Genomic DNA, 19,870 nt, shown 5'->3' on the forward strand with positions numbered 1-19,870 from the left:
TATTGCTATGAGGCAACAGGGTACTTTCTAGAAATTATTCAGCCCCACAGATCGGTGATCGACAGCTCCGCGGAGACCAGCAGGTGACGCAGCGTGTTCACTGATAGGCCGACCACGGTGTGCGGGTCGCCGTCGATGCCGGTGATGAAGGCTGCGCCGCGGCCGTCGATGGTGAAGGCCCCGGCGCAGGGCAACGGTTCCCCGGTGGCCACATAGGCCTCGATCTCCTCATCGGTGACCTCATCGAAGCTGACCGAGGCCGAGGCCACGGTGCCCAGCGTGGCCCCCGTACCGCCGTCGTCCTCTTCGGTGCTGCGGTTGTCCACGAGCCAATGGCCGGTGTGGAGCACCCCGGTCTTCCCCCGCATCGCCTTCCAGCGCTCGATGGCCACCTCGGCGGCAGGGGGTTTGCCGTAGGAGACCCCGTCGAGTTCAAAAACCGAGTCGCAGCCCAGAACGACGGCGCCGTCGGCCGCTTCGAGGGCTGCCACCGACTCCGCCTTGGTCCGGGCGAGCAGCAACGCCATCGACGGGGCATCCAGTGAACCTCCCAGACGCTCGGCGGCCTCGGCCACGGCAGCGTCCTCATCGACGTCGGAGACGATGGCCTCGAAGTCGATGCCCGCGTCCGTCAGGATCCTGGCCCGTCCCGGGGAGCGGGAGGCCAGCACCAGCAGTGGCGGTTCCTCCTCGGCCCCGGGGTCTGCGGGATCGGCGTTGGCGGTACGGGGGGAGGAAGGGTCCATGCTCATGCCCCTACCGTAATGCGTCCACCGGGGTGTCGGCACGGTGGGCGGGATGGCCCGGTCCGCCGGTGTCGTCGCTGCCGTCGTCTCCGCCTCCACCGTGGGGGCCGCCGGACTCGGGGTCTGATCCACCGGCCGGGCCCCCCGCGGGGCCGGCCGTGTCCAGTGCGGCGATCTTCGCGCCTTCGACGTCCACATCGGGAAGGACCTTATCCAGCCACTTCGGGATGTACCACGCGCGGCGCCCCAGCAGGTGCATGATCGCCGGGGTGATCGTCATCCTGACCACGAACGCATCCAGCAGCACACCAATCGCCAGCGCGAAGCCGATGGCCCGGATCATCGTCAGTTCGGCGAAGATGAAGCCGGCGAAGACGCTGGTCATGATCAGTGCCGCGGCGGTGACCACGGGGGCCGAATGAGCGAACCCCGAGCGGACGGCGGCCTTCGGGTCCTCGCCGTGGGCAAAGGACTCCCGCATGCCCGAAACCAGGAACACCTGGTAGTCCATGGCCAGGCCGAAGAGGATGCCGATCAGCAAGATCGGCAGGAAACTCATGATCGGCCCCGGGGTCGCCACCCCGAAGATCCCTGAGAGCCAACCCCATTGATAAACCGCGACCGTGGCACCGAAGGAGGCCATCAGGGACAGCAGGAAACCTCCAGTGGCCAGGATCGGCACGATCACCGAACGGAAGACCAGCAGCAGGAGCACCAGGGAGAGCCCGACGACGATGCCCAGGTAGAGCGGCAACACCTCGGCCAGACGCTCGGAGACGTCAATCTGCGCGGTGACCTGGCCGGTCAGGGCCAGATGTGCTCCGGTCTCGGCTTCGATCCCCGACGAAGCGTTGCGGATGTCGGTGACCACTTGCTCGGTCGCCGGGTCGGCAGGGCCTTCCTCGGGGACGATCTGCAGCACTGCCAGCGTGTTGTCATCGTTGATGCCCACGGGAACTGCGGCGACGACTCCGTTGATGCCGCGCAGTTCGTCAGCGATGTCCAGGTTCTTGGCTTCAGCTTCATCTGCGTCCAACCCGGCCGGCAGATCAGCCAAGGCGATGATGGGCCCGTTATAGCCGGCACCAAATTTATCGCTGAGCAGTTCGTACGCCTGGTGGGCGCTGGAATCGACAGGTTCCGCGCTGCCGTCGGGCAGGGCCGTGCGGAGTTGCAGGGCAGGGATCGCCATGATGCCCAGCAACAGGATGCCGATCAAACCCATGAGGATCGGCTTCCTGGTCACGAAGGCACCCCATCCGCGATTGCCCGCGGCATTGGGGTGGGCTGCGGAATCGACACTGTCGTCGGCGGGGCCTGTCGCCGGCGCGACAGCCGTGGCGGCAGCCTTGCGCCAGGCGCGCTTGCTGATGAGCCGGCGGCCGATGAAGCCCAGCAGTGCCGGGGTGAGTGTGATGGCGATGAGCACGGCCATGGCCACGGTGAAGGCGGCCGAAAGTCCCAGCACCGACAGGAACGGCAGGGCGGGAACGGCCAGCGCCGAGAGGGCGATGATCACCGTCAGGCCGGCGAAGACCACGGCGTTGCCGCTGGTGCCGGTCGCCCGCCCGATCGATTCCTCCAGGTCCATGCCGTCCAACAGCTGTCGACGATGTCGGTGCACGATGAACAGCGAATAGTCGATGCCTACGGCCAGCCCGAGCATCAGGGCCAGTGCGGGAGTGATCGAAGCCATCTCGATCACACTGGACAGGGCAAGGGTTCCGCCGACACCGGCTCCGACGCCGAGGACTGCCATCAGCAGTGGCAGGCCGGCGGCGACGAACGTTCCGAGCATCACCAACAGGACGACGGCGGCAATCACCAGCCCGATGATCTCGGCCGAACCGAAGATGGAGGAGATGTCCTGGACGATTTCCGTGGAGTAGTCCACCTTCAATCCGGTGGACGTCGCTTCGCCGGCAATATCCTTGATCTCATCGCGGGTTTCAGAGGTCAGGGCATCGGCAGAGCCGGTGAAGGAGACATTGACGGCAACGGTTGTCCCGTCCTGGGAGACGAAGCGCATGCCATCGGTGGATTTGGCCTGGCGTTTGCCCAGGGCCAGATCCTTCTTGCCTTGCTCAAGCTTCTGCGCTGACTTTTCGAGTTTTTTCTCGCTCGCGGAGACCTCGGATTCCTTCGCCGTGATCTGCTGTTCGGCGGCATCGAGTTGCTGGGCCGAGGCATCGAGCTTGGCCTGACCCTGATCGAGCTGCTTTTCGGTGGCCTCCAGCTTGGCGCGCTGGGCGGCAAGCTGCCGCGGGGGGATGGCCCCGGCTTGTGCCGCACCGTCAAGTTTGGTCTGCGCGTCCTTGAGCTCGGCGCGTCCGTCGTCGATCTTGGCTTGTTCGGGTTTGAGCTTCTGCCGTCCGTCGGCGATGTCCTTCTTGGCGTCGGCGATCTGGTCCTTGCCGTCCGCCAGTTGCTGCCGTCCGTCGGTGAGTTGCTTTTCGCCGTCGTCGAGCTTCTGCTGGGAGTCGTCGAGTTTTTGTTGGGCGTCGTCCAGCTGCTTCTGTGTGGTGAAGGGGTTGGAGGCCTCCCGGACATCCGGGAGGGCTTCGAGCTCGTCCAGTGACGTACCAATGGCCTTCTTCTGGTCCGTGGTGAACTTCTTACCGTCGGAGGTCTGGTAGACGATCGAACCGCTGCCGCCCGAGAATTCGGGCATCTCCTTCTTGAGGGTATCCAGCGCGCGCTGGGTCTCGGTGCCGGGGATGGAGAAGCTGTTGGTCAGGGTACCCATGAAGGCGCCGGCGGACAGGCCGATGGCCAGCAGGCCCACGATCCAGGCCGAGAGGACGGCCCAGCGACGGCGGTAGGCCATGCGGCCGAGTTTGTAGAGGAAGGTGGCCATGGTTTAGGCCTCTCGGATCTGGGCCGGGGTGGCCGGGACGTTCAGGGTGGGGAAGCCATCGCGTAGTTGGCTCAGCGCTGTGGTCAGATGCTGCTGCAAGATGGTGATGGAGGCCTCGGAGAGATCGCCGCCGGCCTGTTCGATCCAGAAGTCGACGGCGGCGCGGCCGGCACCGATGATCGAGTTGGCGAAGACCGAGGCGGTCAGCGGGTCGGTGGACGGAACCCGGGTCACGATCATCGCCACCAGGCGTTCGGCGCAGTCGTTCCAGGATTCCAGTTCCAGGCGGTCCAGTTGCGGACTGCTGTGGGACACGGTGACGAGTTCGGCGACCGGGGCCAGAAGACTGCGATCGGCCATGCCGTTCAGGGCGTTCACGGCGGCCGACATGATCGGCAGTTCGCGCGGCTGCGCCTCGAAGAGCTGGATGACATGTTCCACGAAGGCCTCAGTGGGGCCGTTCAGGGCTGCTTCGAGGGAGGGGAAGTAGTTGAAGAAGGTGCGCCGCGAGACGCCGGCGGCATCGGCGACCCGATCGGCGGTCACCGCTTCGAAGCCCTCGGCGCGCAGCAGCGTCATGGCCGCGTCGACGATGGCGGCGCGGGTGGCTGTTTTGTTGATTTCGCGGCGCGAGGGGCCACTGGTGGAGGATTCGGGAAGCGGAGTCACCTTCGTTACACTACGTGCAAGTTTGCACACTGTGCAAGTTGGTGATGAGGGTGCCGGAAGAACGCGGAAGAAGCTGAAGAAGCGGAGGAAGCGAAGAGGGCCCCGCGCTGCGCATCGGCAGTGCGGGGCCCCTCGGTGGTGAGCGTGCTGAAGATCAGCAGGCGGAAGATGCCTGGACCGGTACCGGGTTCTGGGTTTCTTCCTTCTCGGAGGCCTCGGCTGCGCGGGCGGACTCGAACTCATCGGCGAAGGGGGTGCCGTTGCGCGGAGCGTTGTAGAGGTCGTGGTCCAGGATGCCTTCTCGTTTGGCCACGATCACCGGGATCAGCGCCTGTCCGGCGACGTTGACCGCGGTGCGGCCCATGTCCAGAATCGGGTCCACGGCCAGCAGCAGGCCGACACCGGCCAACGGCAGGCCCAGCGTGGAGAGGGTCAGTGTCAGCATCACCACGGCGCCGGTGGTCCCGGCGGTGGCGGCGGAGCCCAGCACCGAGACGATGGCGATGAGGATGTATTGGGTGACGTCCAGATCGATGCCGAAGAACTGGGCCACGAAGATCGCCGAGACGGCCGGGTAGATCGCGGCGCAGCCGTCCATCTTGGTCGTCGCGCCCAACGGGACGGCGAACGAGGCGTAGCCGCGTGGGACCCCGAGGTTGCGTTCGGTCACGCGTTGGGTCAGTGGCAGCGTGCCGATCGATGAACGGGAGACGAAGCCGAGCTGGACCGCGGGCCAGACCCCCGAATAGTAGGAACGCACGCCCAGGCCGTGGGCCTTGACCAGGATCGGGTAGACCACGAACAGCACCAGAGCCAGACCCAGATAGATGGCAATGACGAACTTGCCCAGCGCACCCATGGTGTCCCAGCCGTAGGAGGCTGTCGCGTTGCCGATCAGTCCGACGGTGCCCAGCGGCGCCAGCCGGATGATCCACCACAGGATCTTCTGGATGATCGACAGCAGCGAGGCGCTCAGATCCAGGAAGGGCTTGGCCGCGGAACCGATTTTCAGGGCCGCGATGCCGACGGCCACGGCGATGACCAGGACCTGGAGGACGTTGAAGGACAGGCTCGTGGAGACGTCACCGGATTCGGCGACCTTGCTGCTGGTTTCCATACCCAGGAAGTTCTCCGGGATCAATCCGGTGAGGAAGGCCCACCAGTCGCCGGTTTTGCCGACGTAATCCTCAGGGGCTCCTTGGCCGGTGTTGGCACCGGGACGGATGAAGGTGCCTAGTCCCATGCCGATCAGCACGGCGATCAGCGCGGTGATGCCGAACCAGAGGATGGTCCGCCAGGCCAGGCGGGCGGCGTTGGTGACCTGGGAGAGGTTGGCGATGGAGGCGACCACGGCGAAGAACACCAGCGGGATGACCGCCGCGCGCAGCAGCGAGACGTAGCTGGATCCGATCGTGTCCAAGGTGGCGCCCAGGGCGTTGGGGGACTCGGCGGTGCTACCGGTGTATTTGGCGACCAGTCCGAGGACGACGCCGAGGACCAGGCCCGCGACGATCTGGGGGCCGAAGGCGGTCACCCAGCGGGGCAATATGCGGTGGGGTTTGGTTGATGTGCTCACGAAACGACCGTAGGGCCGGAAGGTACACCCCGAAGAGTTAATATTTCACTTTATGACGCGGTGCTGTATTGCTGTCCCGCGGGTGGCGCCGCCGATCCCTTGTCCTGCAAGGGATCGGCGGGTTCATTCCCGATTTCGATGTGGGCCTTGCCTCCTGCCTCAGCCAGCAGGCAGCAGGGCCCGGCGCAGGGTGTCCAAACCGACCGACCCCATGTTCAGTGCCTGGCTGTGGAAGGCCTTGAGGTCGAAGTCATCGCCTTCGGTCTCGCGACGGGCATCGCGGATCTGCTCCCAGAGGCGCTGGCCCACCTTGTAGGAGGGGGCCTGACCGGGCCAGCCGAGGTAGCGGGTGAACTCGAATTGGCGCTGGCCCTCGGAGATGTCCAGATGCTTGGACAGGAAGTCGTACCCCTTCTCGGGGGTCCACGGGCCGGAGCCCCAGCGTTCTGGCATGTCCAGCTCCAGGTGGACGCCGATGTCGAACACCACGCGGGCCGCACGCATCCGCTGCATATCCAACATGCCCATATGGTCGCCCGGATCGGCCAGGTAGCCCAGGTCCAGCATCAGCCGTTCGGCATAGAGGGCCCAGCCCTCACCATGGCCGGAGACCCAGCAGGCGTTACGGCGCCAGTTGTTCAGGGTGTCTTTGCGGTAGGTGGCGGTGCCGACCTGCAGGTGGTGGCCGGGAACGCCCTCGTGGTAGACCGTGGTCGTCTCGGACCAGGTGGTGAAGTCGTCCTCACCTGCGGGAACGGACCACCACATGCGGCCCGGACGACTGAAATCGTCGGAGGGGCCGGTGTAGTAGATGCCCCCTTCCTGGGTGGGGGCGATCATGCATTCGAGGCGGCGCATGGTTTCGGGGATCTCGAAGTGGACCCCTTCCATGGCGGCCACTGCCGCGTCGGCCTTTTCCTGCATCCAGGTCCTCAGCGCCTCGGTGCCCTTGAGCTGGCGCTGTGGGTCGGCGTTGAGGATCTCCTTGGCTTCGACGATGGAGGCGCCCGCCTTGATCTGCCCGGCCACCATCTCCTGTTCGGTGATGAGTCGGTCCAGTTCGGCGACGCCCCAGTCGTAGGTTTCGTCCAGGTCGATCTCGGCACCGATGAACTGCCGTGAGCACAGGGCATAATACTCCCGGCCCACGGCATCCTTGGTCGGGGCTGAGGGCAGAAGTTCGGTTTCCAGGAAGTCGGCCAGGCGGGCATAGGCTGCGGCCGCCTCGGCGGCATGGGTGGAGAGTTCATCCCCTAGCGCTGCCGCCGGTTCCCCGGCAGCGGTGGGTGCCTCGGCGGCGAGGGAGGTGAAGAAACCGCCGGCCTTGGCGTAGTCGCGGGTCTGTTCCATGACAATGCGGACCTGGCGCTGGGCCGCCACATGGCCCTCGTCGCGGCTTTTGCGCAGCGAGGCGATATAGCCGCCGATGGCTCCTGAAACATTGGCGAGCCGACCGCTGATGTGCTGCCACTGCTCGGTGGTGTCGGTGGGCATCAGATCGAAGATCGCCCGGATGTCCTGGGCCGGACTGGCGATGTTGTTCAGCTGGGTGATCCCGGTGGCGTCAAGTTCAAGGTCCAGGCCGAGTCGTTCGCGCATGGCGTCCAGGGTGATGGCATCAACGTCGTCGACCGGCTCCAGGCCTTCGAGGGCTTGGAGCGTGGTGCGGACGGCCTCGACATAGGCCTGCTGGCCGGCGGGGGAGTAGTCGGAATATCCGGTTTCGTGGCCGGGGATGCCCAGTGAGGTGGCGAAATCGGGGGCGAGGGCGATGAGGCGGTCGAAAAACTGGTCGGCGACGGCATCGATGGCGCTGGGGGCACGGGTGGCTGCGGATGTGGCGTTGGTCATAGTGCACAGCCTAACCGCAAGTGAAGCAGGTGCTGAAGATCAGGCAGCGACCTCCGCGGAGGGAGCAGTGGCCCGCTAGGAGCGACCGCTCCGCCAGGGGCCCGGCTGGCCCGCCAAATGACGGCGCTGCCAGGCTTGGTTGCGCATCACCTCGCGTCGGGAGGTCGCCGCATCGGCGCCGTTGGGCTCCTGGCTGGTGCCCGGAAGGCAGGCCAGGACCGCTGTCAGCGCGGCCACCTCCACGTCGTCCGGGTTTCCTCGGACCACGGCGAAGAGCGGCGCGGCAGCAGCGGCGTCGTTCTCATTGTGTGCTGATCCGGTCACAGCGGGATGTTCCCATGCTTTTTGGCTGGCAGTGAGGCGTGCTTATCGCGCAGGGCCCGCAGCCCGCGAACGATCTGGGTCCTGGTGTCCGAGGGGGCAATGACGGCGTCGATGTACCCGAGCTCTGCCGCCTGGTAGGGGTTGAGCAGCTCGGTTTCATAGTCGTCGATGATCTCGGTCCGGCGTGCTTCGACGTCCCCGCCCGCGGCCGCAACCGCTGCCAAGTCGCGCCGGAACAGGATGTTGACGGCACCCTGGGCACCCATGACACCGATCTGCGCGGTCGGCCAGGCCAGGTTCAGGTCTGCACCGAGTTTCTTGGACCCCATGACGATGTACGCGCCGCCATAGGCCTTGCGGGTGATGACCGTCAGCTTCGGGACGGTGGCCTCGGCGTAGGCGAAGAGGAGTTTGGCGCCGCGGCGAATGATCCCCTGGAACTCCTGGTCCTTGCCGGGCAGGAAGCCGGGCACGTCCACCAGGGTCAGGATCGGCAGGCCGAAGGCGTCGCAATGGCGCACGAAGCGTGCTGCCTTTTCCGAGGCGGCGATGTCCAGCGTCCCGGCAAACTGCATCGGCTGGTTCGCGACGATGCCGATGCTGCGGCCCTCGACGCGGGCATAGCCGATCATCACATTCGGCGCGTAGAGCGATTGCATTTCCAAGAAGGCGCCGTCGTCGACGATGTGTTCGATGACGGTACGCATGTCATAGGGCTGGTTGGCGGAATCCGGGATGAGCAGATCGAGGTCCAGGTCATCCTCGGTGACGCTCAGTTCCTCCTCGAATTCCGTGGGCGGCGCCTCGGTGAGGTTGTTGCTGGGCAGGTAGTCCAACAGTTCCTTGACGAAATCGATGGCATCGGATTCGTCGGTGGCCAGGTAGCTGGCGGTGCCGGTGTTGGCGTTATGCTGGCGAGCACCGCCGAGGGTCTCCATGTCGACTTCCTCGCCGGTGACCGTCTTGATGACGTCGGGGCCGGTGATGAACATGTGGCTGGTCTTATCCACCATCACCACGAAGTCGGTCAGCGCGGGGGAGTAGGCGGCACCACCGGCGCAGGGGCCAAGGATCAGGGAGATCTGGGGGACGACGCCCGAGGCGTGGACGTTGTTGCGGAAGATGTCGGCGAACATCGCCAGCGAGGCGACACCCTCCTGGATCCGCGCCCCACCGCCGTCGTTGATACCCACGACCGGGCAGCCATTGCGCAGGGCGAATTCCTGGACCTTGACGATCTTCTCGCCGTTGACCTTGCTCAGTGAGCCGCCGAAAACGGTGAAGTCCTGGGAGTAGACGGCCACGAGGCGGCCATCGACCGTGCCGTGCCCGGAGACGACGCCGTCGCCGAGGGGATGTTTGGCATCCATGCCGAAGGCCGTGGAGCGGTGCACTGCCAAGGCATCGAATTCAACGAAGGAGCCCTCGTCCATGAGCTGCTCAATGCGCTCGCGGGCGGTGTTCTTGCCGCGGGCGTGCTGCTTCTCCACCGCTTCCGGTCCGGAGGGGGTCAGCGACTGCGACTGCCGGCGCCGGAATTCGGCGATCTTGCCCGCGGTAGTGGACAGGTCGATCTGCTCGTCCGGTGCCTGGAGGCCGGTCTCGCTCATGCGGGAGACTCCCGTCTGTTTGAAAGTAGTAGGAATGGCACAATCAGTGTGCCCTCAAGCTCAGTCTAGTGACGTGCGGCGTCGTGTCGGCTGTAGGAACCCTACAAAGTCGCCGCGTGGCGCTCAGCTGGTTCGGGGCAGAAACTTCTTGTTACTGACGGGTAACCTTTGGGAGGGATTTCCCGTAGGCTGGGGTCATGACCGAGTCACCAGTACCCCAGAACCCCGTAGCCGACGCCGTCGACGGAGCCCGCCCCTTTGCAGGACGTACGGTCCTGATGAGCGGTGGAAGCCGCGGCATCGGACTCGCCATCGCCTTGGAACTGGCAGCCGGCGGAGCGAATATCGCCTTGATGGCCAAGACCGCCACGGCCCAGCCGACCCTTGAAGGCACCGTCTACACGGCAGCCGAACAGATCCGAGCCCACGGCGTTGGCGCCCTGCCGATCGTCGGCGACGTGCGCAACGACGACGACGTGCAGTCCGCGGTCGAGGCGACCGTCGCCGAATTCGGTGGCATCGACATGGTCGTGAACAATGCCTCGGCGATCGACCTGTCCACCACCGATGCGGTCTCGATGAAACGTTATGACCTGATGCATGACATCAACGTTCGCGGCACGTTCCTGCTCTCCAAGTTGAGCCTGGACGCCCTGCGCCGCTCGGAGAACCCGCATATCCTCACCTTGTCCCCACCGCTGAACCTGGACCCGAAATGGGCCGGCGCCAACCTCGCCTACACCATGGCCAAATACGGGATGAGCATGACCACGCTCGGTCTGGCCGAGGAGCTGCGCGGTGACGGGATCGCCGTGAACTCGCTGTGGCCGGCCACGCTCATCAACACCGCAGCCATTCGGAACATGCCCGGTGGGGAGCAGCTGATCCGCGGGGCCCGCAAGGAAGCCATCGTCTCCGACGCCGCAGCGGTCATCCTGGCCCGGCCCGCCAGCGAATGCAGCGGGAACTTCTTCATCGACGAAGAGGTTCTGCGCGGTGAGGGAGTCACCGACTTCACCGGCTACAGCATGGGGGCGCCGGAGGACCAGTTGGTTCCCGATATGTTCCTCTGATCCCCTGGCCGCCCCGGCGGGCCGCACCGACACGGTCGGCCCGCCACGGGGGCTTCGGACTAGGCTGGAAACCATGAACGAATCAGCAGCCCTGCGTGCCCCCTTGGATGCCGAGGCCCTGCGCCGTGATCTGGTCGGGCCGGGGACCATCGCCCGGCTGGACGTCGTGGAATCCACGGGTTCGACCAATACCGACCTGGCCGCTGCCTTCACCACAGCCCCCGAGGAGTGGCCACAAATCAGCGCGCTGGCCACCGACTTCCAATCGGCAGGAAAAGGGAGGATGGACCGCAGCTGGCAGGCACCCGAGCGCAGTTCCTTGGCGGTGAGCCTCCTGTTCCGCCCGACACCCGGAGGCCGGCCCGCCACCGCGGAGACCTACGCCTGGATGTCCATGCTCTGCGCCACGGCCTTGGCCGAGACCCTGCGGGAATGCGCCGGTGTCCCCGCCGAGCTCAAATGGCCCAATGATGTGATCGTCTCCGGAAGTAAGATCGCCGGAGTCCTGGCCCACCTGGTTCCCGCCCCCGGAGGCTCCGCCGTCGTCGTCGGCTCGGGGGTCAACGTCACCCTGAGCCGGGAAGAACTCCCCGTGCCCACCGCCACCTCACTGCTCCTTGAAGGTGCCCGAACGGTGGACACGACGGCCCTGCTGGGCGACTACCTGCGCCGGGTCTCCCGGCTCTATCACGGCTTCCTGCGGGCCGGCGGCCGGGCGGGGGACGCGATCGACGGCGACGCCACACTGCTCGAACGGGTCGCCCGGTCCATGGCCACCCTCGGGGCACCGATCCGGGCCGAACTCCCTTCGGGTTCCACCCTGGAAGGCACCGCCGTCGGATTGGAGCCGGACGGGGCGCTGAACGTCAGGACTGCCGACGGGACGACGACGTCCATCCGTGCCGGAGACGTCGTGCACCTGCGCCGCACCGACGGACGTTACGCCTGATCCAGGCCATCGGGTCTCCCGCCTAGAATTGGATACGACCTGGGGCGCGACGCCCAGGCGATGGAAGGAAAAGCAAATGAGGCTGCGACTGGCCGAGAACGAGTGGGTGATCTTCAAGACCCGTGCGCATCGTCGTGTCCTGAACCGTCCCGCCGTCGTCTTCGTCGTGCTGGCGGCCCTGAGCGCCTTCGTCCTGGGGACCCTGACCCGCAACGACCTGCCGGATGCCGTGGTGGAGACCGTGCCCTTATTGCAGGTGGTCATCCCCATCGTTGCCGGAGTGCTTCTGCTGGCCTGGAGCATCATCCCGGTGATTCGATGGAGACGAACCCTGGTCTTTTTGACGAACGAACGCATCGTCGTGCGCCGGGGTGTCGGGGCCAAGAACCAGTGGGAATTGCCGCTGGCCTTCGTCAGGACCCTGAAGACCAGCCAGAAATTGTTTGAACGGGCGAGCGGCTCGGGGGCCCTGGTGCTGGAGACGGCCAACGGGCCGGTCCGTATCCCGCATCTGCCGCGGATCGACCGGGTCCGGGAGCTGGTGGTGACGGCCATTGAGCGTTTACCCAGAACGATGGGGTTCGATGGTGTAGGAATTGGTACAGAGGAACGCGTGGATGGGATCGGACATGGATGATGGGCAGGATGCCGGTGATGAGCGGGCGGAAAGCGCCGCAACACCGGGCCGGGAGCCCCTACCCAGGACCGCGGCCCTCCCCATTCTGCCGTTGGCCCCCTGGCAGCGGGCCGAGCAAGCTGCGGAGGACCAGGAGCCCGCATCGCCGGAGCCGGCCACCGAGCCTGCGCACCCGGACACGGCCAACCTGGACCTGGCAGATCAGGGATCATCCTCGCTGGGGACGTCCACCGGGGGCCTGCCGCAGCTGAGCCCCGATGCCGGACCCGAAACCCGGGCGTTGCCGTTGGCCCAAGCGTTGGAACGCGAAAAGGTCAAGGAGTCCGCCCAGGATCTGGAAAAACTGCTGCTCGGGGCCAAACGCACCATGCGCCGTCGCGAGGCCGCAGCCGCTGCCGGGATCTCGCTGCTCAGTGCCCGGAAGCTGTGGCGAGCCCTGGGCTTCCCCAACCTGGGGGACGACGACGTCGCCTTCACCGAGGTCGATCTCGAGGCCTTGCGCACGATCGTGGGCAATGTGCGTAGTTCGGTGCTCACGGAGGAGGCGGCAGTCTCCATCACCCGGTCGATCGGACAGATGACCGACAGGATGGTCGTCTGGCAGATCGAGGCGCTGGTCGAGGACATGGTCCAAAACCAGGGTGTCAGCGATCCCGAAGCCCGACGCCGGCTCGTGGACCGCCTCCCGGATCTGGTGGATCCCTTGGAGAAGCTGCTGGTCTATTCCTGGCGCCGCCAGCTGAACGCGGCGGTCCACCGTCTAGGCGTCCGTGCCGAAACGGGGTTGGCCTCCAGCGAAGAGGGCCGCGATGGCAGCGAAGACGACGCCCCGTTGCCGTTGGCCCGTGCCGTCGGGTTCGCTGACCTGGTCTCCTATACCTCGCTGTCGCGCCGGATGAACGAACGCACCCTGGCGCAGACCGTGCAGCGCTTCGAGAACAAATGTGCCGAGATCATCTCCATCGGTGGCGGCCGTCTGGTCAAGACCATCGGGGACGAGGTCCTGTTCATCGCCGAAACCCCGCAGGCCGGGGCCCAGATCTCGTTGACCCTGGCCACCGAATTCGCCAACGACGACTTCCTGCCCAAGGCCAGGGTCTCCATCGTCTGGGGGCGCATCCTCTCCCGACTGGGAGATGTCTACGGGCCGACCGTGAACCTGGCCTCACGACTGACGGCGCTCGCCGACCCCGGGACGGTCTGGACCGATTCCGTCACCGCGGGCACCCTGGAAGGCGACGACCGCTTCGTCCTGGACCCGCAACCGACCACGCAGGTCCGTGGTTTCGGGGATATCAACCCCGTGGTCTTGTCCATGGGGGAGGGCGCAGGGCTCGTCCTGGACTGATCTCCTGGGCCACGGGATGGGGAGTTCTCCCCATGTCACGGTTTTCTTCCATCCGTTATGATCTACGGTGGCTGGTTCTGTTCCTTTGGGTGCCGAACAAAAATTGACGGTGATGAGGAACTACAGGTATGTCCCGATGGGGTGCGAATCCGGGCAAAAGCACGGGATTCAAGGTGGCTGCCGTCTCGGCGGTCTCCGCGCTGGCCATCACCGGGGCCATCATCTATCCGGGGTTCAAGACAGCTGACGTCGATCTGAACGACGGCGGTGTCTGGGTGGTGAATAAGGAGCTCAATAAGGTCGGCCACCTCAACTACCAGTCCAAGACCCTGGACGGCGGCGTGCTGACACCGCTGCCCGATTACGATCTGGAGCAGGACGCCGAGCACGTCTTCGTGCGCAACCTGGAACAAGGCGCGCTGACCACCATCGATCCGGCCATGGTCCAATTCGCCGACGATAACGCCCTGCCGGCCAACTCATCCTTCTCCTACGGCTCCGACGTCGTCTCGGTCACCGACGCCGATCACGGCGTCGTCTATGCCACGGCGACGGAGAACCTCGGCGGCTTCGCCTCCCAGGACACGCCTCCTTTGCTCGAGGCCAAGGGCCAGGTCCTCACCGCCGTCGGGACCGATGACACGGTCTGGGCGGTGGACGTCGAAGCGCATAAATTCTTCAGTTGGGTCGCCGAGTCCGACGGCAGCTTCACCCAGGAAAGTGAACAGGACGTCGAGGAGTTGGGGGATGCCTCGGAGGCGCAGCTCAGCGTGGTCGGCGACACCGCCGTGCTCTTCGATGAAAAGACGGGCAAGGTCACGACCTCGGCGGGGAAGACCAGTACCGTCGTCGACCCCGAAGGCGGCCAACTCCAGGCCCCCGGTCCCGATACCGACCATGCGGTGATCGCCTTGGGCAATAAATTGGCCGATGTCCCGCTCGGGGGAGGGGAAACAGAATACCTGCCGTTGAAAGCCAGCGGAACCGCCATCCAGCCGGTCAGGGTCGGTGAATGCACCTATGCGGCCTGGCAGGGAAGCGCCCAATACGTGCGTGATTGTGATGACGACTCCCAAGACGTCAACCGGCAGGTGCCGGAGCTACCGGGCGGCGCCGACCTGCAGTTCCGGGTCAACCGTGACGTCGTCGTGCTCAATGACGTCACCTCAGGGCAGGTGTGGCTGGTCAACGACGGCATGCAGATCGTGAGCAACTGGAGCGATTTGGAACCTCCCAAGGGCAAGGGCGAGGCGAAGAAGGAAGACTCCAAGGAAGTCACCGACGCCATCGAACTGCCCAACCGCACCGAGAAGAATAAGAAGCCCATCACCAAACCCGATTCCTTCGGCGTCCGGGCCGGGCGCACCACGGCCCTTCCGGTGCTCTTCAACGATGTCGACCCCGATGGCGACCTGCTGACTGCTTCGCTGGACGGCAAGCAGCCCACCCTGGGCACCCTGCAAGAAGTCAACGACGGCACAGGGTTCCAGATGGTCGTGCCCGAGGACGCCACCGGTAGCACCTCCTTCACCTATCGGGCCGACGATGGGCGAGGCGGCGAGGCGACCGAGAAGGCCACCGTGCGCGTCGTCCCCGAGGACGAAAACCACAAACCCAGCCAGGAACGCGTCACCACCCTGCGGGTCCAACAAGGCGAAGCCGTCACCCAGAACATCCTCAGTGACTGGATCGACCCCGATGGTGATGACCTGCAACTGCTGGGTGGCTCCAGTGATGACAAGGACATCATCCGCATTCGCCCCGATGGCGCCTTGACCTTCCAGGACAACGGCAAGAAGGTCGGACGCAAGGAAATCACCGTGCAGGTCTCCGACGGGCGCGAAGGAGCCCAGGGGCGTGTCGTCGTGGAGGTCCTGCCCAAAACGGCGACCCCGCCGGTGACCGCGACCGACCACGTCACGGCGAATGTCGGCGAAGAAGTGACGTTCTCACCGTTGAAGAACGATCTTGATCCTGGCGGCTCTGAACTGCGCCTGGCCACCGTCGAATCGGTCAATGGCGTGGAGGTGAAGAGCAATACGGATACCGGCACGGTGACCATCCGCGGTGAACGGACGGGGACCTTCTACGCCAAATACGTGGCCACCAACGGTCCGGCCAGTGCCCCCGGCCTGGTGCGCATCGACATCAAGGACCCCGAACAGAACTCGGGCAACCCCATCGCCGTCCGCGACGTGGCCCTGCTGCCGGCAGGACAGGACGTGCTGGTCAACGTCCTGGGCAACGACTCCGACCCCGCCGGCGGCGTCCTGGTCCTCACCGGTGCCGACGTAGCCGACGACGCTCCGTTCACCGTCTCCGTGGAACGCAACAGTTTCGTCCGGATCACCGATGTCCGCGGTCTCACCGAACCGAAAAAGGTCCAGTACACGGTGTCCAACGGCAGTGGGGTGTCCACCGGGGAGATCAATGTGATCCCCGTCCCGGCACCGCCCAAGCTCGATCCGCCCCGGCCGAACACCGACGACGTCGTCGTCCGGGCCGGAGACGTCGCCACCGTCGACGTCCTGGAGAACGACATACACCCCAACGGTGCGGAGTTGACGCTGCTTCCGGACCTGAAGGAAGCCGAAGACCTGGGCAAGGGATCGCTGATCAGCGTCGCCGATAGCACCGTGCGTTTCCGCGCCGGCGAATTCGACGGCAAACCGCATAACGTTTCCGCCGTCTACACCGTGGCCGGGCCCGACGGGCAGGAAGCCAACGCCCGCGTGAACTTCCACGTCCAGCCAGTGGACGTGGCCGATAACGCCCCACCCTCACCCGAACAGATCACCGGGCGGGTCTTCGCCGGCGGAACCACCGCCATTGCCGTCCCGTTGGGTGGAATCGACCCCGACGGGGACTCGGTGACGCTCGTCCAGCTCGGCGGTGCCCCCCAGCTGGGCTCGGCGAAGGTCAAGGGTTCGGCCATCGAGTACACCGCCAGCAGGAACTCCAGTGGGACGGACGTGTTCTCCTACGTCGTCGAAGACCGGTTGGGTGCCCGGGCGACGGGCACCGTGATGGTCGGTGTTGCCCCGCTCTCCACGACGAATAACGCGCCGGTGGCCGTGAACGACTCCATCACGGTCCGTCCCGATCGGCCGGTAGCGGTGGACGTCATGAGCAACGACACCGACCCGGACGGCGACCAGATCACCCTCGTCGACGACGTGCAGACGTCCAACGGCGTGGACGCCAAGGTTTCCAACGGCAGGATCGTGGTGACCTCCCCGAAGCAGAAGGGGTCCCTGTCGGTGAGATATACGATCACCGACGGCCGCGGCGGAACAGCCAGCGCCACACTCACCGTGGAAGCGGATCCGGAAGCCAAGCTCCTGGCCCCGATCGCCCGTGACGACCATGCCTCGCTGCAGGAAGTGGTCGGCAAGGAAGATGTCACCCTACCCATTCTCGATAACGATGAGGATCCCGATGGTCGGATCGAGGATCTGGACATCACCTTGCCGGATGAGCCGGCCACGGCCAATGTCACCCAGGACAACCAGCTGAAGGTCAAACTGACCGACGATTCCCAAGTCATTGCCTACACGATCACCGACCAGGACGACCTCAGCTCCACGGCCTTCGCCATCGTTCCGGGGGTCGGCGGAGCACGTCCCGTGCTGCGCAGCGATAAGCCGCAGGAAGTGATGGCCGGGGAGAGCCTGAAACTCGACCTCGAGGAACTGGTGCAGGTTCGTGACGGACATCAGCCCCGACTGACCGATGAGTCCAAGGTGTCCTCCGTTCCGGAGAACGACGGCAAACTGGTCCGTTCCGCCACCGAGCTGACCTTCAAATCAGCCAAGGAATATTCGGGCCCCGCATCGGTGACCGTGGAGGTCACCGACGGTTCCGGGCCCGATGACCGTGATGGGCTCGATAGCGTGCTCTCCATCCCGATCAAGGTGCTGCCACGTCCGGAAGACAACGAGGCTCCCAGCATCCAGTCCAACTCGCTCGATGTGGCCCAGGGCGAGGACCCGGCCCGGTTGGATCTGAGTCAGATCGCCAGTGACCCCGACGGTGACGAACTCGAATTCTCTGTCGGAGAGCAGAACATCGAGGGGGTCAAGACCGAACTGGTGGACGGCCACTTCCTCACCGCCTCCGCCGATGTGAAGACCCCCAAGGGCAGCAAGGGCTCGGTGAAGGTCTCGGTGAGCGACGGGCACAACGATGCCGTGTCGGCGAGCATCACGCTGAACGTGCTCGCCTCCACCCGTGAACTGCCGGTGGCCGTAGCTGACACCGTCGAGGACGCCCAGCAGGGCAAAAAAGTGGTCGTCGACGTCCTGGCCAACGACCACAACCCCTATGAGGATCAGGGGCCGCTGAAGATCATTGGCGCCACCGGGCAGCAGGGAGATGGCGGGGCGGAAATCCGCGGGGATCAGTTGGCCATCACCCCGGATCAGGACTTCGTCGGCACGATGACGGTCCAGTACACGATCGGGGACGTGACCGAGGATCCCGACCGTCAGGTCGACGGCACCGTGACCTTGAACGTCAAGGGAAAGCCCGAGGCTCCCGGTCTGCCGTTGGTCGAATCCACCGGTGATTCCAAGGCAGTTCTCAGTTGGGATGCCCCCTCGAACAACGGCTCCCCGATCGAGTCCTACACGGTCTCCGGTGACGGTGTGGAGCAGAGCTGTGCGACCACTACCTGCACCATCAACGGGTTGAAGAACGACCACGTCTACAATTTCTCGGTGACCGCCACCAACGCCGTCGGTGAATCAAGTGCCTCCGCCTCTTCGGCAGATGCCCGCCCCGATGTCGAGCCGGAACAGCCCGGGGCCCCGACCAGTAGCTCAGGTGACGAACAAGCCACCGTGAACTGGGCACCACCGGTCAGCCGGGGTTCGGCAGTGACCAGCTACTCGTTGGAAATCTCCCCGGCACCGGCCACCGGCGTCAGTCAGGTCACCGGAGTCACCGGGACCAGCCATACCTGGAAGGGCCTGAAGAACGGGGTGTCCTACCAGTTCCGGGTCAGGGCAGTTAATAAGGCAGATAAGCCCTCGCAGTGGAGCAACTATTCGTCCTCGGTGATTCCAGCAGGCAAACCCTTCCAGCCGACGGCCCCCGTCGCAGTACGCGCCGAATCGGCGGTGAATGGCGGGGTCGTCAATGTGAGCTGGAAGGCCCCCGGGAACAACGGCGCCCCCATCCAGGGCTACACCTTGAAAGTCCTTGCGGGTGGGTCAACCGTCAAAACCATCGACGGGATCTCGTCCGGGACCACAAAACAGTCGGTGACCGGGCTGAAGACCACCGGGTCCTATACGTTCTCCGTCACGGCGAAGAACAAGGTCGGCACCTCGCCTGCGAGCGGGAAGTCGACGGCAGTGACCCCTTATGGCCGGCCCAGGACCATTGGCAAGCCCACGGCCCAGGCCACGGGAACCAACAACAAGGTCAAACTCTCCTTCCAGAAGCCCGGTGCCAATGGTTCGTCCATCACCGGCTACCAGTACTCCACCGACGGCGGGTCCTGGACGTCGATCGGCGGCCCCGGCTCGGTGATCACCACCAACGCCAATGGTGCGTCCCACTCGTGGAGGGTCAGGGCGCTTAACGCGGCCGGCGCAGCCGATTCGAGCCCCGCTTCGAACAGCACGAGCTCCTACGGTCCGTTGAAGGACGGCGGCGGGCGTTCAGCTTCCCACGGAGACGACTGGATCAAATTCACCTGGAACTCGAAGTCCAGTGACTACGCCAACGGCCGGCCGGTGACGTTGAAAACGAGCATCAGCGGAACATCGACCCCCAATGACGGCAGTGAGAAGGTCAATGTCGGGGGGGAAACCACCCGGAAACTGACCGTCACGGCCACCGATTCCGAGGGAAAGCACTCGCTGAGTAAATCGATCAGCGAAAAGTCCAATAAAAAACCCGACCCGCCGAAACCGTCGGCCACGTTGCGCTCCGGTGGATCTGTCGTCGATGACGACTGTGACATCAACTGCTACAAGCTATCCGTGGTGATGGACGATTTCCGCGGCGACTATGCCGGAACTTGGAACGCCCAGTGCTATGACAGCAATCGAAAGAACAAATTCAGTAATTACACCTACACGGTGAAGAGTGGAACCACGGGAAAACAGTCATTGGGATGCTGGCATGGAGCCGACTACTTCATGCCCATCACGGTGAAACTGACAAAGGGTGGTAAAACCATCTGGACAAACGATGTCTCCAAGTGGCCCAACTAGCCCCGT

At 65.0% G+C, this 19,870-nt stretch carries 12 protein-coding genes; 5 read left to right on the forward strand and 7 right to left on the reverse strand.

Features of this window, described 5'->3' with window-relative positions; all coding sequences use genetic code 11:
• Positions 1-38 precede the first annotated feature (38 nt).
• From CIK75_RS00845 to CIK75_RS00875, 7 genes are all read right to left on the reverse strand, one after another.
• Positions 39-752 carry a nucleoside triphosphate pyrophosphatase gene (locus CIK75_RS00845; protein WP_087000599.1) on the reverse strand — a complete coding sequence of 238 codons (714 nt, stop codon included), beginning with the start codon at positions 750-752 and terminating at the stop codon, positions 39-41.
• A gap of 4 nt (positions 753-756) precedes the next feature.
• On the reverse strand, positions 757-3,603 hold the full coding sequence (locus CIK75_RS00850; RefSeq protein ID WP_087000601.1) for an MMPL family transporter: 2,847 nt from the start codon (positions 3,601-3,603) through the stop codon (positions 757-759).
• Positions 3,604-3,606: 3 nt separating this feature from the next.
• Positions 3,607-4,272, reverse strand: a complete 666-nt coding sequence (locus CIK75_RS00855) for a TetR family transcriptional regulator (RefSeq protein WP_158225842.1) — start codon at positions 4,270-4,272, stop codon at positions 3,607-3,609.
• 154 nt (positions 4,273-4,426) lie between these two features.
• A complete protein-coding gene (locus CIK75_RS00860; RefSeq protein WP_241895176.1) occupies positions 4,427-5,848 on the reverse strand; it encodes a dicarboxylate/amino acid:cation symporter in 1,422 nt (473 codons plus the stop codon).
• Between the two features lie 159 nt (positions 5,849-6,007).
• Positions 6,008-7,699, reverse strand: a complete 1,692-nt coding sequence (locus CIK75_RS00865) for a DUF885 domain-containing protein (RefSeq protein WP_096222938.1) — start codon at positions 7,697-7,699, stop codon at positions 6,008-6,010.
• Positions 7,700-7,774: 75 nt separating this feature from the next.
• Entirely contained in the window at positions 7,775-8,023 is a 249-nt protein-coding gene (locus CIK75_RS00870) for an acyl-CoA carboxylase subunit epsilon (RefSeq protein WP_087000609.1), read from the reverse strand.
• A complete protein-coding gene (locus CIK75_RS00875) occupies positions 8,020-9,633 on the reverse strand; it encodes an acyl-CoA carboxylase subunit beta (RefSeq protein WP_096222939.1) in 1,614 nt (537 codons plus the stop codon). Before CIK75_RS00875 ends, CIK75_RS00870 begins: the two co-directional genes overlap by 4 nt.
• A gap of 197 nt (positions 9,634-9,830) precedes the next feature.
• Between CIK75_RS00875 and CIK75_RS00880 the strand changes: the two genes are divergently transcribed.
• The 5 genes from CIK75_RS00880 to CIK75_RS00900 all read left to right on the forward strand — a co-directional run bounded on the left by CIK75_RS00880 (position 9,831) and on the right by CIK75_RS00900 (position 19,864).
• The gene (locus CIK75_RS00880) at positions 9,831-10,706 is read left to right on the forward strand and encodes an NAD(P)-dependent oxidoreductase (protein ID WP_087000613.1); all 876 of its coding nucleotides are present in this window, start codon (positions 9,831-9,833) and stop codon (positions 10,704-10,706) included.
• A gap of 73 nt (positions 10,707-10,779) precedes the next feature.
• Positions 10,780-11,655 carry a biotin--[acetyl-CoA-carboxylase] ligase gene (locus CIK75_RS00885; RefSeq protein WP_096222940.1) on the forward strand — a complete coding sequence of 292 codons (876 nt, stop codon included), beginning with the start codon at positions 10,780-10,782 and terminating at the stop codon, positions 11,653-11,655.
• Between the two features lie 76 nt (positions 11,656-11,731).
• Complete coding sequence (locus CIK75_RS00890) at positions 11,732-12,292, forward strand: PH domain-containing protein (RefSeq protein ID WP_096222941.1); 561 nt, start codon at positions 11,732-11,734, stop codon at positions 12,290-12,292.
• Complete coding sequence (locus tag CIK75_RS00895; RefSeq protein ID WP_241895177.1) at positions 12,273-13,640, forward strand: adenylate/guanylate cyclase domain-containing protein; 1,368 nt, start codon at positions 12,273-12,275, stop codon at positions 13,638-13,640. The genes CIK75_RS00890 and CIK75_RS00895 overlap by 20 nt, the downstream gene beginning before the upstream one ends.
• A 128-nt stretch (positions 13,641-13,768) precedes the next feature.
• On the forward strand, positions 13,769-19,864 hold the full coding sequence (locus CIK75_RS00900; protein WP_096222942.1) for an Ig-like domain-containing protein: 6,096 nt from the start codon (positions 13,769-13,771) through the stop codon (positions 19,862-19,864).
• Positions 19,865-19,870 lie beyond the last annotated feature (6 nt).

This window comes from Glutamicibacter sp. BW78 (genome assembly GCF_002332245.1).
Lineage (GTDB): Bacteria > Actinomycetota > Actinomycetes > Actinomycetales > Micrococcaceae > Arthrobacter_H > Arthrobacter_H rhombi_A.

What these genes read in the sequence shown, in the direction of transcription:
- CIK75_RS00890 (WP_096222941.1), top strand. Translation starts at nt 11,732, where the DNA reads ATGAGGCTGCGACTGGCCGAGAACGAGTGGGTGATCTTCAAGACCCGT.
- CIK75_RS00880 (WP_087000613.1), top strand. Translation starts at nt 9,831, where the DNA reads ATGACCGAGTCACCAGTACCCCAGAACCCCGTAGCCGACGCCGTCGAC.
- CIK75_RS00885 (WP_096222940.1), top strand. Translation starts at nt 10,780, where the DNA reads ATGAACGAATCAGCAGCCCTGCGTGCCCCCTTGGATGCCGAGGCCCTG.
- CIK75_RS00875 (WP_096222939.1), bottom strand. Translation starts at nt 9,633, where the DNA reads ATGAGCGAGACCGGCCTCCAGGCACCGGACGAGCAGATCGACCTGTCC.
- CIK75_RS00845 (WP_087000599.1), bottom strand. Translation starts at nt 752, where the DNA reads ATGAGCATGGACCCTTCCTCCCCCCGTACCGCCAACGCCGATCCCGCA.
- CIK75_RS00895 (WP_241895177.1), top strand. Translation starts at nt 12,273, where the DNA reads ATGGGATCGGACATGGATGATGGGCAGGATGCCGGTGATGAGCGGGCG.
- CIK75_RS00850 (WP_087000601.1), bottom strand. Translation starts at nt 3,603, where the DNA reads ATGGCCACCTTCCTCTACAAACTCGGCCGCATGGCCTACCGCCGTCGC.
- CIK75_RS00865 (WP_096222938.1), bottom strand. Translation starts at nt 7,699, where the DNA reads ATGACCAACGCCACATCCGCAGCCACCCGTGCCCCCAGCGCCATCGAT.
- CIK75_RS00900 (WP_096222942.1), top strand. Translation starts at nt 13,769, where the DNA reads ATGTCCCGATGGGGTGCGAATCCGGGCAAAAGCACGGGATTCAAGGTG.